Here is a 14,663-nt window from a genome sequence, read left to right on the forward strand (position 1 = left end):
TACACCTTGTACGAAGTAGACGCTGCCACCCCGGTCACTGCACAGACAGCAACAGGGGATAACAATGAGTGAAAAATACCAACACTATTACGTACCAGAGCAAAGCCCGTGGCCGATAGTGGGCGCAGTGGCCTTGTTTATGATTGCTTTTGGCGCTGGCAATTATGTGAATGAAGTCACGAAAGATCAGCCCGGTTATGGTGGCTATTTGCTACTGGCTGGTGTTGCCACTTTAATTTTTATGCTGGTGGGCTGGTTTCGTAATGTCATAGATGAATCTATGAATGGCTTGTACAGCAAACAACTGGACCGATCATTCCGCCAGGGTATGAGTTGGTTTATTTTCTCCGAAGTGATGTTTTTTGCGGCCTTTTTCGGGGCTTTGTTCTATGCCCGGATGATCGCGATACCGTGGTTGGATGGTGCCAGTAATAACGCCAGCACAGCTGCTGTGTTATGGCCAGCTTTTGAAGCGGCCTGGCCTTTATTAAAAACTCCGGGGGGGATCGAAACTCAAGCCATGCCATGGCAAGGTTTGCCCCTGTACAACACTATCATCCTGTTAGTTTCTTCTGTGACTTTGCATTTTGCCCATGTGGGGTTGGAGCAAAATAAAAGAGGTCAACTCAAGTTAATGTTAGGACTTACTATCTTGTTAGGCGCACTGTTCCTCTCTTTGCAAGGTGTGGAATATGTGCATGCTTATCAGGATTTGGGTTTAAAACTGGACTCCGGTATTTATGGCAATACCTTCTTCCTACTGACAGGATTCCATGGTTTACACGTGACCCTGGGGGCCATTTTTTTACTGGTGATGTTTTTACGCATCGTACTGAAAAACCATTTTACCGCCGATAAGCATTTTGCCTTCCAGGCCGCGGCCTGGTATTGGCATTTTGTTGATGTGGTTTGGTTATGTCTGTTTGTTTTTGTCTACGTGCTGTAAGGCAGATGCGGGCTTGGTCGGCCCGCTGACTGACTTAATAGGGGCGGCCGTGTGGCGTGATTATCCCAAATTGCAATGCGAGGATCACCAGTAGTAACACAATGGCCGACCACCAGACACGACGACCTAAAAACTTCGACATGCTGGGTTGGTTTTCATCGTTTTTGAGCATCAGAAATAACGCACGAAATAAGTTAAAAACAATAAAGAGCAGTAGTGCAATGAGTAAAAGTTTAATCCACATAAAACCTCGCTTAGGGCTGGTCATCGTATGACAGCCAAGCCTATTGGTACTCATTTTAGTCGCAACTGGCTGTTGGCTGTATTCACTCTGGTCGCTTTTGCGCTTTTGATCAAGTTGAGTTACTGGCAGTGGCAACGTGCTGAGCAAAAACAAACTCAATTGGAGCAGTTGCAGAGTGCCGAGCAACAAGGGCCAGTGCAGTGGACGCATTTAGCCTCAGTGCCGGCAGAGCAACAAGATGGCCTGATGGTGCAAGGTAAAGCGGTCTGGTTAAAACCCGCCGTCTGGTTGCTGGACAATCAGCTTATTCAGGGCAAAGCAGGCTACGACGTGGTGATCCCTGTGCTGGTGTCGAATCAGGGCCCTGCAGTCTTAGTGAATTTAGGTTGGGTTGCTGCACCGCAAAGCCGTGATGTGCTGCCGGAACTTCGTATTCCCGAATCCTTTGAATTAATGGCCTTACTGCGCACTGAACTGAAAGGTTTTCGGGTTGGCCAAAATTTAGAAGACACAGGCTTGTGGCCACAACGGATGCAGCAAGTCGAACCCGCTGAATTGGCAAAGGTACTGGGGCAGGAATTGGCTCCGGTTCTGCTGTATCAACAACAATCCCCTTATCTGTACCACTATCAAGCTGTGGTGATGCCGCCGGAAAAACATCGGGCTTATGCGTTGCAATGGTTATTGCTGGCTGTGGCTGTGGTGGTGATCGGCTGGTTTATGTCAAAGAAGGAGCTGTAAATGGCGAAGAAGAAGTTTTTATTGCTGTTTTTGTTGTGTTCTTTGTTACCGCTGGCCTTTGCTCAGGCGTTTTTATCCTTGGGCTGGTTTGGTGGAGCCACGACCAATAAAGGTCAGTGGCTGACAGAAGAAATTGTATTGTTACCCAAAGCCGAGGGGGATGTGCATTGGCGGCTGGTTTATGTTAGCGACAACGCCAACTGTGACGCAGCTTGTCAGAATGCACATTACGCCATGCAACAGGTGTATACCGCCCTTGGCCGTAAACAACAGCATGTAGAGTTGTGGCAGTCCGGTGGAGTTCAACCAGAGCATTTGTTATGGCAGACAAGCCCTGTGGGGGTTGATGCGTTGCAGCACAAGCTGGTGTTGGTGGATCTGAATGGACTGGCGCTGATGACCTATGCGGTCAGCGCCGATAAAGCTCAAATGGTGCAAACCGGCAAAGCCATGCTGACCGATTTAAACAAACTGCTGAAATACGACAGGGGGCTCTGATGAAAACCCTGAAAGTTCTGGTTAGCTCTGCTGTTGTATTAGCCATGCTGGTGATTTTATTGGGTGCTTACACCCGTTTGACCGATGCGGGTTTAGGCTGTCCCGACTGGCCTGGCTGTTACGGTTTTCTCAAAGTGCCAGAGCAGGCGCACCATATTGAACAGGCTGAAGCTTTGTATCCGGAACGGCCTGTCGAAAGCCACAAAGCCTGGAATGAGATGATCCATCGTTATTTTGCCGGCACTTTGGGCCTGCTTATTTTGGCGATTTTTGTTGTGAGTCTGAAACAAAAACGCCTGCTGCTGCCTTCCTTGCTGCTGGGGTTAGTGATTTTTCAGGCCGCTTTGGGCATGTGGACTGTGACTTTAGCCTTGCATCCGGTGGTGGTGATGGGGCATTTGCTCGGTGGTTTTACTTTGCTGTCGTTATTAGCGCTGTATTGGTGGCAATTGCAACCTGCACCTTTGATTGTTGTAAAACAAAGCCTGAAGTTACTGTTTTGGCCTGTGTTGCTGGTGCTGGCCGCACAAATCGCCCTGGGTGGCTGGACTGCAGCCAACTATGCGGCGTTAGCCTGCATTCAACTGCCGGTTTGTGAGGCTGGCTGGACTACTCAGCTTAATTTTGACGAAGCCTTCTCGTTGCATCTGGGCTACGACAATTACGAATACGGTGTGATGAGTCAAAGCGCCCGCGCCACAGTGCACGTGATGCACCGGATCGGTGCTGTGATTACCTTGCTGGTGGTGGCGGCTTATGCCATAGCCCTATGGCGCACTAGTTCGGGTTTGATGAGGAACCTGGCTGGTGCCGTGCTGGTGCTGTTAGTGCTGCAATTTAGTTTGGGGCTTGCCAATGTGGTGCTGCATTTGCCTTTGGGTAATGCAGTGGCGCATAACTTTGTGGCAGCCAATTTACTCATGTGTCTGGTAGTCATTGGTTATCAGCTGCACAGAAACAAGGAGTCTGCTTATGCTTAAAGTTCTGGCTTTACCCCAACACTACAGCCAGCAATGGCGCGATTATTATCAACTGACCAAACCTAAAGTGGTGGCGCTTTTAGTGCTGACCGCCTGGGTCGGTATGATGCTGGCGCAACCTGGTTTACCTGAATTTGGCCTGATGCTAGCCGCCACTGTGGGCATAGGCTTATTATCCGCCGCTGCTGCTGCGATGAACCATATCGTCGATCAGCGTATTGACGCGCAAATGGCCCGCACGTACAACAGGCCTGTAGCCCGCGGCCGTTTATCCACACAGCAGGCGGTGAAGTTTTCGCTGCTGCTGGCAGGGACTGGTTTTCTGCTGTTATTTATTGCGGTGAACCCGCTGACCGCCTGGCTGACTTTAGCCAGTTTGTTTGGATATGCCGTGGTCTACACTATGTTTTTAAAACGGGCGACGCCGCAGAACATCGTCATAGGCGGTTTGGCTGGTGCTATGCCACCACTGCTCGGTTGGACAGCCATGACGGCCGAAGTACACGCCCATGCGCTATTGCTGGTAATGATTATCTTCACCTGGACTCCACCGCATTTCTGGGCTTTGGCCATTCACCGGCGTGATGATTACGCCAAAGTGAATATGCCAATGTTGCCTGTGACTCATGGCATTGAATTTACCAAAAGCGCTATTTTTCTTTATACCCTGATACTGTTTTTGGTGTGTTTGCTGCCTTATCTGGTCGGTATGACAGGAGCTGTGTATTTGCTGGGTAGCACAGTATTGAATTTAGGCTTTATCTGGTATGCCTGGCAATTAAAGTTTAATGCTAAACCTGAAACCGCCATGGCAACTTTTAAGTTTTCGATTTGGCATCTGATGGTATTATTCCTGCTGTTGTTGCTGGATCATTATTGGTTGATCTCAGCGCTTTAACAGGAAAGAACTCTTATGCAGAAGTGGTTATGGGTGGTTGTTGCGGTACTGGCTTTAGCTGCGGGTCTGCGGTTATCAGCCAGTTTTAAATCAGCTCCTGCTGAGCCTGTGGCCGCTTTGGTCTATCCAACGCCAAGAGCTTTGACTGAATTTGATTTGTTGGATGAGCAAAAACAGCCTGTGGGTCTGAAGGATTTACAAGGGCACTGGACTCTGGTTTTTGTCGGTTATACCCATTGCCCTGACATTTGCCCTATGACGATGGCAAAATTAGCTGGTATGTATCAGGATTTAGTCAAACTGACACCGGATCCACTGGAGATTTGGTTTGTCTCGGTAGACCCCAAACGCGATACACCAGAGCAATTAGCCCAGTACATCACCTACTTTAAACAAGCCCCTATCAAAGCCAGAACTGCCGATCATAAAGACCTATTCCCTTTTATCCGCCAATTAGGCCTGATGTACGCCATTAACGAGGGGAAAGAAGAGCGTTACACTGTCGATCACAGCGCCAGCATAGCGCTGCTGAACCCTCAGGGCGCCGTAGTGGCGATGTTTAAACCTGAAATGAAACCAGGCGCTGTGCCACTTATTAATAACCAGCAGTTTTTGGCAGACTATCCTTTGGTGATAGCGGCGGCCAGCCCGTAGGTTGCAATTGCCGTAAGCATTGCAACCAAGTGCTACTCCATCACCCAAGGCTGGGAGTACCAGTAGAAATAACCCTTTTTAGTTAACGAAGGGGCTGTGCAGTTGTAGCGTTTATGGCTGGTTTTTAGCTTTTGGCCAGCCTGAGCGCTAAAGGTATCAGGTTTGAGCCAGGTCACTTTAATAGGCTCGCCATTGCTAAAGCAGTTAAGCTGACTGGTTTTAAAATCTGAGCTGTCGATTTGTAACGTTAGAGTAGGTGGATTAGGGCCTTTGACCGGATCGGCAGCTATGTAATTTTTCACAGGCAAAGCCAGCGTTTTCAGCTTAGGGGTAAAGTGTTTTAACGCCGCATACTGGCTGGATGAAGGGTAACGCGGCAGGCGGGTCATCAGGCTGTTCACGCCGACGGCACCGGATTGTTGGCCTATACCGATAAAGCCCAGCTCTTTCACCATCTGCTCCAGCTCGACACTAAATTCACCATACGGATAAGCCAGCCATTTATGTTTGATGCCAAGTTGTTGTTCTAGCTGAGTTTGTGCCAGCAAAATATCGGTTTTCACCCGTTTCAGCCAAGCCGCTTTGCTTTCGCCTTTATTTGGCGCGGCCAGATGATGGTGGTAGGAGCTGTGGTTGGCAATAAGAACGCCGTCTCTGTGTAACTGTTTGATTTGCTGCCAACTCATTACCGGGCCTTCTTTACGGTCTATTAAAGCCGGGCTTAAAAACACCGTATAAGGAAATTTAAACTGCTGCAAAATTGGATGGGCCTGATGGTAGATATTGTCAAAACCATCGTCAAAAGTGATCACCACGGCATTATCGGCTGGTTCTTTGCCTTGTTGCAGTTGATCAAGCAAAGTATCCAGCCCAATGACCTGATACTGATGGTCTTTTAAATACTGCAAATGAGTACGGAATTCTTCCGGTGTCACGCTGGTAGAGCGAGGGGTTTGGGTGCTGACATGATGGTACTGCAAAATAATAGCGGCATGGCTTTGAAAACTGATCTGAACGCTCAGCAAAGCAAATAAACAGCACCACAATCTCATGGCCAAACTCCTTTGAAGTCAATACAACAAAGGCCACATCAAGTGGCCTTTGGTCGATAGCTGCGACTATCGGTTAGTAGTAAGAATGCTCACCACGCTGGTGATCGGTAATGTCACGTACCGCAGTTAATTCACCGGCAAAACGTTGCAGCAGTTCTTTTTCGATGCCTTCTTTTAAGGTTAAATCGACTTGTGAACAGCCATTACAGCCACCACCAAATTGCAGTACAGCAACACCGTCGTCTGTCAGTTCGACCACTGAAACACGGCCACCGTGGTTAGCCAACTGTGGGTTGATTTCGGCATCAATCACGTATTGCACTTTTTCCTTCAGTGGCGCGTCGTCATTCACCTTGCGTACTTTGGCGTTTGGCGCTTTTAACGTCAGTTGAGAACCCATCTGATCGGTGACGAAATCGATTTCGGCGTCAACTAAAAAGGGTTTGCTTTCCGCATCCACTATCGCCATAAAACCGTCAAATGGTAGCTGTAAGTCTGTGCTTTCTACCGCGTCAGCAGGGCAATAAGACACGCCACATTCCGCAGAAACAGTGCCTGGGTTCACCACAAAGACACGAATATGAGTGCCGGCGGCCTGTTTTTCCAGCAGCTTACGAAAATGGCTCTGCGCCTGTTCAGAAATGGTGATCATCGGTAGTACCTGACTAAATTACTAGGTTAATGGCTATGATACTCTGACTTGCTGTGCCTTGCCAGCCCCGCTTGTCGGGCCGGACTTTTTATTGCTAAGGTAGCGGCCAGAAAGGGAGAAGAACAATGTATAAAATAACAACTTTTGTCAGTGCTCTAGTATTGGGGTTTAGCAGCCAGTTCTCAATGGCAGCACCACCCAGCCCGCAACAATTTTTTGGTTATCCGGTCGGCGAATGGCATTTACGCCATGACCAAATTCAGATGTATTTCCAGCAACTGGCCGCAGGTTCAGAGAAAGCCCAACTGGAAATTATTGGTCAGACTCATGAACAAAAACCTTTATTGCAGCTGATTATTTCATCCCCGGAAAACTTACAAAAGCTGGAGCAAATTCGTCTACAGCACCTGACACAACTGTCGACCGGCACTGAATTGGCGGATGATTTACCGCTGATTATTTGGCTGGGATATGGCGTGCACGGCAATGAATCCAGTGGCCCAAATGCCTCAGTACAGGTGGCGCATCATTTACTGACCAGTACCGATGCTGAAGTGCAGGATTGGCTGAAAAACGCTGTTATTCTGATCCAGCCCAGTTTAAACCCTGATGGCTTAGAGCGTTTTGCCACCTGGGCCAATATGCATAAAGGCAAATCACCGGTAGCCGACCCACAAAGCCGTGAACATATTGAACCCTGGCCAAACGGCCGTCCAAACCATTATTGGTTTGACTTAAATCGCGACTGGTTGCCGCTGGAGCATCCGGAAAGCCGCGCCCGCATCGCGCAGTTTTATAAATGGCGTCCTGCCGTGGTGGGAGACTTTCATGAAATGGGCCCCAACAGTACCTTCTTTTTCCAGCCTGGTATTCCAACCCGCACTTATCCTTTAACACCAACAGCGAACCAGCAACTGACCGCGAAGATTGCCGACTACCATGCGGCAGCTTTCGATAAAAAAGGCCGTTTGTATTACACCGAAGAAAGTTTTGATGATTTTTATGTGGGTAAAGGTTCAACCTATCCTGATGTGAATGCCAGCATAGGAATTCTGTTTGAACAAGCCAGTAGCCGTGGTCATCTACAGGACAGTATTAATGGGCCTCTATCTTTTAGCAAAACAGTAGAAAATCAGTACATTACGTCGTTATCGACTCTGCGCGGCTCAGTAGCGCAAAAAAATGCGCTGCAAAGTTATCAAAAAGCTTTTGTGCTGGAGTCCGAGCGCCTCGCTGCGGATGACTCAACTCAGGGTTATGTCATTGCTGAAGCTGCCGATAAAACCCGCTTGGAGGCGCTGCTTCATTTACTAAAACTACATCAGATCAAAGCCTATCCAATTCATGAGCGCTGGCAGCACAAAGGCCAAACCTACCAAAAAGGTCAGGCTTATTATATTCCGCTGCAACAACCACAGTATCTATTGTTAAAGGCGGCGTTCAGCACTCAAACCAACTTTCAGGACAATACCTTTTACGACGTATCAGCCTGGACTTTACCTTATGCCTTTAATATTGAATTCAGCGCTGTAGGACGCAAACCTTCAGGTGTGGCAGAAGAGCAGTGGTCACCGCAGCCAGAATCCGTGTTGATGCCATCGGCTGGTGCTTATGCCTATGCGTTTGACTGGACTGATCAAAAAGCGCCTTTGCTGACTCAGGCGCTGTTGGAGCAGGGGGTGGTATTACGTGCTGCCAGCAAGCCATTTTTTGCCAAAACTGTTGACGGAGAACAGGCTTTTAGTGCCGGAGCCATAGTAATAGCGGCAGGTTTGCAGCAGCACAACAACTGGTTTGAGCGTTTAGGAAAAGCGCAGCAGCAGGTAGGTTTAGCCATTACTGCCCTTAGTTCGGGTTTAACCGCCAAGGGCCAGGATTTGGGCAGTAATGGTTTTGTGCCTGTGACTAAACCCCATGTGCTGTTGGTGGCTGGCCCTGATGTCAATTCCACTGAGGCGGGTGAAGTTTGGTTTAATCTGGAAAAACTCTCAGGTGTATCGCCAAGTTTAATTGAACCGCAGCGGTTGGGCCGGGTCGATTTAAGTCGCTACACTCATATCATTTTGCCGGATGGCAGTTACAACAGCCTGCAGCAAAAAGAGCAGCAATTGTTGAATGATTGGGCGAAAAAAGGTGGTGTGTTGTGGGGGCATAAAGGCGGTGCGGCCTTTTTGCTGCGCTCTGGGTTGCTCAAAGCCAAAGCCTGGAATTCAGCCGATATGAGTATGCTGATTGCTGATCAAGGTTTAAGTTATGCCGATAAAGAAAGTCTGGCTGGTCAGCGCCGTATTGCCGGTGCTATTTATCAAACCCAACTGGATTTAAGCCATCCTTTAACTTTTGGTCTGTCGAATAAAAACCTGCCTGTGTTTAAAAACGGCACCTTCTTACTGGCGCCCAGTGAAGAGCCTTTTATCAATGTCGCTTTATACACAGATAAACCTCAACTGGCGGGTTACACAGCGCCCGAGTACGTCAGCCGTATCGCCGAAGGTGCGGCCTTAGTGGCGCACAATCATGGCGAAGGTCGGGTGATTGGTATGACAGATAATCCGGTCTTTCGCGGCTATTTCGTCGGCTCCAGCCGTTTACTGATCAATGCGTTGTATTTTGGCAAAATGTTCAGTGCTGAATCCTCGGACGGAGAGGGTGAAGACGCCCATTAAAAAGCCCTGGTGATGGCCAGAGTCCAGACGCTGACGGTCTGGACTCCTTTGGCTTTGAGTAAAGCACTGAGGTAATCCAGCGTAGCTCCAGTGGTGATCACATCGTCCACCAAAGTAACATGTGCGGGTAGGGGACGCTCTTGTAGCTGAACTTTGCCTTTTAAATTCGCCAGCCGCTCTTTACGCTTCAGTCCAATCTGATGCGGCACTAACTGCGGGCTTTGAAACAAACTGACACAAGGTTTTTGCCAGGCTTCGGCAAGCTGCTGCGCCAGCAGTTTGGCTTGGTTAAAACCTCTTTCCTGCAATCTTTTGTCGGAGACAGGTGTGTAGCTGATACAGTCTGGTAACGGCCAACCTTGTTGTCGAAAACGCACGGCATGCTGATAAATCAACTGACACAACAACTGGCCGGCTGCATGCTGTTGTTGAAATTTCCACTGGCTGATCCAGTGCCGGTAAGGTTGTTTGTACCAACTTAAGCTGTAAAGCCGGTCAAACTTGATGCGCTGTAACCCTTGTGCGACTGCTGGCAGCAGCAACGCATTCTGTTCAACCCAACTTAAATCCAGGCCAGGCAACTGGGCATGGCAATAATCACAGAGCTGAGCCTGCGGCTGTTGCACTTGCATCTGGCACCACAAACAACAATTGGGCGCCAGTCTATGCACCAGTTGCTGCCACAAAGTTGCTTGCATCTGCATTCCTGCTTTGATAAAAGGCCAGACCATAACAACAAGTATGGTCGAACGGATGAGCGAACAATTAAAAATTAGCCAAAACCCGCTGGTGTTTTTGCATGGCTGGGGGTTAAACCACCAGGTGTGGTCACAGTTGGTGTCAGCTTTGCCTGATGGATTAAGCATTTATACCCCTGACTTGCCCGGTTTTGGTGTGTCTCCTTGTCCGGTTTGTTATGATCTCGACACTGTTCTGAGTCAATTAGCTGAACAAATCCCGGCGCAAAGCACAGTGGTGGGATGGTCTTTAGGTGGTTTATTGGCTATAGCTTTGGCCAGCCGTTATCCGGATAAAGTAAACAAGCTGGGTTTAATTGCCAGTTCGCCCTGCTTTATCAGCAAAGACGACTGGCCAGGTATGGCAAGCCATGTGATGCAGCAATTTGCCGGTCAATTGCAACAGGATTTGGCGTTAACGGTAGAGCGTTTCCTGGCGATTCAGGCGATGGGCAGCAGCACAGCGCGGCAGGATATTAAACTATTAAAACACGCCGTATTGAGTTTGCCTTTACCCTCCGCTCTGGCGTTACAAGGTGGTTTGGAGTTATTGGCGACTGTTGATTTGCGGCAAGAGTTTGCCGCTTTGCCGCAGCCTGTTTTTAGCATTTTAGGGCGGTTAGACTCGTTGGTCCCTGTGGCTATAGCCCCTTTATTGCAAAAGTTGCGGCCCGAACTCCAGGTCGAAATACTACAAAAATCCTCGCATGCGCCTTTTATTTCGCATCAACAGGAGTTTATTTCCCTGTTACTGTCTCATTTGTCCGCTTAAATTTTCACTAAATTAGAAAATTCTGCATTTTGACGGCAAATAATTGCCGTCAGGCTTTCGTTTTGCCGAAAAATGGCTAATAATTATCCAGTTAAATAAAAGTGTTCAATTAGTCAACGAGGTCATGATGGAAATCAGTTCAGCCTTTACGAGCGGTTTTCAGGGCTTTCAGCGTGCATCTAACGCTGTGACTGAAGCGACTGCCAATATCAATCAGCAAACTGCTCAAAGCAGTAATCAACGTGCACTTGAGACTCCGGTTGAGCCCAATACTGGCCCATCGATAGAGCAGAGTCTGGTGACGTTATCCAATGAACAAGTAAATGCGGAAGCTAATATGAAGTCAGTGAAAACAGCGGACGAAATGTTAGGTTCCATCATCGATTTAAGGGTGTAATCAGACTTTATGTTATTAACTTCGAATTACCCAAATGTGCCTCTGCACACTGGTAATCCGGCTCTGGACATGGCCCGGCGCGATAACTTGCGCCGTGAAGTTATTGAACCTGTTGCAGCGATGGAAAGATCTGCTGCTGAAAAAGGCCTGATGGCTGACGAAAAAAGCCGTAATGGCAACGGTTCCACCCCAACGACTTATGAAGACGTCAAAACCAAAGGTTTAGAATACCGTCAGGCTGTAGTTGAAAAAGATCCACAGTCTGGGTCTGAACAAGAAAAACAAAGCTCTTCCGGACAACAAAAAGATGATCCTCAGCAGCAGAAAGAACAGCAGGCTGAGGAAAAACGTATTGCCGAACTAAAAGCTCGCGATCAGGAAGTCAAAGTACACGAACAGGCGCATGCTGCTATAGGGGGCCAGTACGCCAGTGCGCCGAGTTACGAGTACGAAACAGGTCCTGATGGTCAGCAATACGCTGTTGCCGGTGAAGTTCGTATTGATGTGTCTGAAGTACCCAATGATCCCCGCGCTACTATTCAGAAGATGCAACAAGTCAAAGCTGCGGCTTTGGCTCCTGCAGAGCCTTCCAATGCTGACCGGGCTGTCGCTGCGCAGGCCAGTCGTACTTTAATGGAAGCTCAGGCTGAGTTAGCTGCCGAAATAGGGCAGATGGCAATATCAGGTGCCGGACAATCAACCAAAGGTTCTGCTGCTGAGTGGCAACCTTTTGCGGCGCCTGTGAACAATGAAGCGAACGATTTTATACCGGCCGACTTCAGATCTCTGCAACGTGACCCGTTAATGTCGCTTCGCTCTGACGTGATTTCGGGGTTTTACGCCAGAGCCACTCAACCCGCTGAGCGGCCTTTGTTGCAAATGGCCTGAGGCCCAAGCTGTAGCTGGTCAGCCAGAAAAACGATAAAAAAGGCCGGAATGATCCGGCCTTGTTTTAGTCAGTGCACCGTTACTTTTTAAACTTAGCAAAGGCTTGAGCAAAAGCATTGCCCATGGCAGCATTCGGCACTTCAGGTGTTTTTGCTGCTTTGGCGGCTTTAGAGGAAGCAGCAGAACGTGGTGCATCTTTTCCTGCTCCACCTGCTCCTTTCACTGCGGGTTGCTCGTCCATTCGCATCGTCAGCGCTATACGTTTACGATCCAGTTCTACTTCCAGTACCTTCACTTTAACTATATCGCCTGCTTTCACCACCTGATGTGGGTCAGAGACAAATTTGTCGGTTAACGACGAAATATGCACTAAGCCGTCCTGATGTACACCTATATCAACAAAAGCACCAAAGTTAGTGACGTTGGTCACCACACCTTCGAGCAACATCCCAGGTTTTAAGTCGGCCATGGTTTCGACGCCCTCTTTAAAGGCGGCAGTTTTAAACTCAGGGCGTGGGTCACGGCCTGGCTTATCCAGCTCTTTAATCACGTCTTCTACTGTAGGCAAACCAAAGTGCTCATCAACAAAGTCGGCCGGGTTCAGACTTTTCAGAAAAGCGCTGTTTCCCAGTAATTGTTCTATAGGCTTACCAAATTTCGCCAGAATTTTTTCCACCAGAGGATAAGCTTCAGGGTGAACTGAAGAGGAGTCTAACGGATCCAGGCCTTTGTTAATCCGCAGGAAACCAGCCGCCTGTTCGTAGGCTTTAGGACCTAAACGGGCAACTTTCAGTAAGTCTTTGCGCTGCTGGAAACGACCATGGGTATCGCGATACACCACAATGTTTTGTGCCAACGTTTTATTTAAACCCGCTACGCGCGCCAATAAGGGTACGGACGCCATATTTAAATCCACACCTACGGCGTTGACACAATCTTCGACGACCGCGTCCAACGATTTCGCCAGCAAGCTTTGGTTCACATCGTGCTGGTATTGTCCAACCCCTATAGCTTTAGGTTCTACTTTCACCAGTTCGGCCAATGGGTCTTGCAAACGACGGCCGATAGACACAGCGCCACGTAAGGATACGTCCAGATCCGGGAATTCCTGTGAGGCGAGCTCCGACGCTGAGTACACCGAAGCCCCAGCTTCAGACACCATAATTTTACTGATCTGCTGCTCTGGCAGAAGTTTAATCACGTCCGCGGCTAATTTATCGGTTTCACGCGACGCAGTGCCATTACCAATAGCGATGAGCTCAATTTTATGTTGTTTGGCTAAAGCGGCTAAGGTACGGACTGACTTGTCCCAATGGTTTTGTGGGGCATGAGGGAAAATTGTCGTGTGATCGACCAGCTTGCCGGTTTCATCAATAGCTGTAACTTTAACACCAGTGCGTAAACCAGGGTCCAGCGCCAGGGTAGGGCGCATGCCGGCAGGAGCGGCCATCAATAAGTCTTTTAAGTTACGGGCAAACACCTTAATGGCTTCTTCTTCCGCTTGCTCACGTAATTCGCTTAACAAATCGTTTTCTAAATGCAGGTGTAATTTTACTTTCCAGGTCCATTGCACCACGGTACGCAGGAAATCATCGGCAGCGCGGCCTTGTTGGCGAATATCAAAATGATTGGCGATCATTTGTTCGCAGACAGCATGAGCTGAAGCATCGTCAGCATCAGGTTGTAATTGCAGGTTTAAAATGCCTTCGTTACGGCCACGGAACATCGCCAAAGCACGATGTGATGGCACAGTTTTAAAGGCTTCTTTATGCTCAAAGTAATCACGGAACTTAGCGCCTTCCTGCTCTTTACCCGCCACCATAGTGCTTTTCAGTACAGCATTCTGGCTTAAATGGCGGCGCAGTTTTGCCAGCAAAGCTGCATCTTCAGCAAAACGTTCCATCAGAATGTATTTCACACCATCCAGTACAGCTTTACTGTCGGCAAAACCTGCTTCCGCATTTAAATAGCTGGCCGCTTGTTGCTCCGGTACTAAAGTAGGGTCATTAAATAAAGCGTCTGCTAAAGGCTCTAAACCTGCTTCAATCGCAATCTGACCTTTGGTGCGGCGTTTGGCTTTGTAAGGTAAATACAAATCTTCTAAACGGGTTTTATTGTCTGCCGCCAATAGTTCCTGCTTCAACTCTGGCGTCAGTTTGCCCTGTTCATCTATGGTTTTAATGATCACCTGACGTCTGTCTTCCAGCTCACGCAAATAAGTCAGGCGCAGATCCAGGTTACGTAGTTGGGTATCATCCAGGCCACCAGTCACTTCTTTCCGGTAACGGGCGATAAAAGGCACTGTAGCGCCTTCATCCATCAACTGAATAGCTGCGGCAACCTGCTCCGGGCGTGCTGCAATTTCCAGAGCAATTTGTTTAATGATCATCGACATAACTTAAAGCTTCCTTAGCATCCGGCAACTTTGAGACCAATAAAAGCCGGACTGGTTCTAATCAACAGCAGCAATTGTCCACTGTTAAGGCCAAAAAATCCAATAACAAAACGCTGAAGCGTCCGTCCTCTGCACTGAATTGC

The 14,663-nt window shown here is 48.5% G+C and carries 15 protein-coding genes; 10 read left to right on the forward strand and 5 right to left on the reverse strand.

Translation table 11 applies throughout. The annotated features are described in order from the left end of the window. Positions 1-64: 64 nt before the first annotated feature. The gene (locus SD53_RS08390) at positions 65-946 is read left to right on the forward strand and encodes a cytochrome c oxidase subunit 3 (RefSeq protein WP_046518999.1); all 882 of its coding nucleotides are present in this window, start codon (positions 65-67) and stop codon (positions 944-946) included. 34 nt (positions 947-980) lie between these two features. Here the strand turns inward: SD53_RS08390 and SD53_RS08395 are convergent, their stop codons facing one another. After that, positions 981-1,190 (reverse strand): DUF2909 domain-containing protein, encoded by a 210-nt coding sequence (locus tag SD53_RS08395; RefSeq protein ID WP_046519000.1) that lies wholly within the window; start codon positions 1,188-1,190, stop codon positions 981-983. A gap of 27 nt (positions 1,191-1,217) precedes the next feature. On the opposite strand from SD53_RS08395, the gene SD53_RS08400 reads away from it, so the two are divergent. The 5 genes from SD53_RS08400 to SD53_RS08420 are packed head-to-tail and all read left to right on the forward strand — an operon-like array spanning position 1,218 to position 4,961. Continuing rightward, a complete protein-coding gene (locus tag SD53_RS08400; RefSeq protein ID WP_046519789.1) occupies positions 1,218-1,931 on the forward strand; it encodes an SURF1 family protein in 714 nt (237 codons plus the stop codon). After that, entirely contained in the window at positions 1,932-2,429 is a 498-nt protein-coding gene (locus SD53_RS08405) for a hypothetical protein (protein WP_046519790.1), read from the forward strand. It abuts the gene before it with no gap. After that, positions 2,429-3,409, forward strand: a complete 981-nt coding sequence (locus SD53_RS08410; protein WP_046519791.1) for a COX15/CtaA family protein — start codon at positions 2,429-2,431, stop codon at positions 3,407-3,409. Before SD53_RS08405 ends, SD53_RS08410 begins: the two co-directional genes overlap by 1 nt. After that, positions 3,402-4,307, forward strand: a complete 906-nt coding sequence (gene cyoE / locus SD53_RS08415; RefSeq protein WP_046519792.1) for a heme o synthase — start codon at positions 3,402-3,404, stop codon at positions 4,305-4,307. Before SD53_RS08410 ends, cyoE begins: the two co-directional genes overlap by 8 nt. 15 nt (positions 4,308-4,322) lie before the next feature. Further along, the gene (locus tag SD53_RS08420; RefSeq protein ID WP_046519793.1) at positions 4,323-4,961 is read left to right on the forward strand and encodes an SCO family protein; all 639 of its coding nucleotides are present in this window, start codon (positions 4,323-4,325) and stop codon (positions 4,959-4,961) included. A 32-nt stretch (positions 4,962-4,993) separates the two neighbouring features. Here SD53_RS08420 and SD53_RS08425 read toward each other — a convergent pair whose 3' ends face one another. Beyond that, positions 4,994-6,013, reverse strand: coding sequence for a polysaccharide deacetylase family protein (locus SD53_RS08425; RefSeq protein ID WP_046519794.1), 1,020 nt, complete (start codon positions 6,011-6,013; stop codon positions 4,994-4,996). 73 nt (positions 6,014-6,086) lie between these two features. After that, complete coding sequence (nfuA, locus tag SD53_RS08430) at positions 6,087-6,665, reverse strand: Fe-S biogenesis protein NfuA (protein WP_046519795.1); 579 nt, start codon at positions 6,663-6,665, stop codon at positions 6,087-6,089. A 125-nt stretch (positions 6,666-6,790) separates the two neighbouring features. Between nfuA and SD53_RS08435 the strand changes: the two genes are divergently transcribed. Then, the gene (locus SD53_RS08435; RefSeq protein WP_052749312.1) at positions 6,791-9,331 is read left to right on the forward strand and encodes a M14 family zinc carboxypeptidase; all 2,541 of its coding nucleotides are present in this window, start codon (positions 6,791-6,793) and stop codon (positions 9,329-9,331) included. Here SD53_RS08435 and SD53_RS08440 read toward each other — a convergent pair. Beyond that, entirely contained in the window at positions 9,328-10,029 is a 702-nt protein-coding gene (locus SD53_RS08440; RefSeq protein WP_082101827.1) for a ComF family protein, read from the reverse strand. The genes SD53_RS08435 and SD53_RS08440 overlap by 4 nt on opposite strands. Before the next feature lie 55 nt (positions 10,030-10,084). On the opposite strand from SD53_RS08440, the gene bioH reads away from it, so the two are divergent. The 3 genes from bioH (at position 10,085) to SD53_RS08455 (ending at position 12,125) form a co-directional block, all read left to right on the forward strand. Continuing rightward, positions 10,085-10,840, forward strand: a complete 756-nt coding sequence (bioH, locus tag SD53_RS08445; protein ID WP_046519797.1) for a pimeloyl-ACP methyl ester esterase BioH — start codon at positions 10,085-10,087, stop codon at positions 10,838-10,840. A 127-nt stretch (positions 10,841-10,967) separates the two neighbouring features. Then, positions 10,968-11,237 (forward strand): hypothetical protein, encoded by a 270-nt coding sequence (locus SD53_RS08450; protein ID WP_046519845.1) that lies wholly within the window; start codon positions 10,968-10,970, stop codon positions 11,235-11,237. A gap of 9 nt (positions 11,238-11,246) precedes the next feature. Next, the gene (locus tag SD53_RS08455) at positions 11,247-12,125 is read left to right on the forward strand and encodes a putative metalloprotease CJM1_0395 family protein (RefSeq protein WP_046519798.1); all 879 of its coding nucleotides are present in this window, start codon (positions 11,247-11,249) and stop codon (positions 12,123-12,125) included. 79 nt (positions 12,126-12,204) lie between these two features. Here SD53_RS08455 and SD53_RS08460 read toward each other — a convergent pair whose 3' ends face one another. Continuing rightward, positions 12,205-14,520: a Tex family protein gene (locus SD53_RS08460; protein ID WP_046519799.1), complete on the reverse strand. Its 2,316-nt coding sequence runs from the start codon at positions 14,518-14,520 to the stop codon at positions 12,205-12,207. Between the last annotated feature and the right edge of the window lie 143 nt (positions 14,521-14,663).

Source organism: Rheinheimera mesophila (assembly GCF_000986865.1).
In the GTDB taxonomy this organism is placed as follows: Bacteria; Pseudomonadota; Gammaproteobacteria; order Enterobacterales; family Alteromonadaceae; genus Pararheinheimera; species Pararheinheimera mesophila.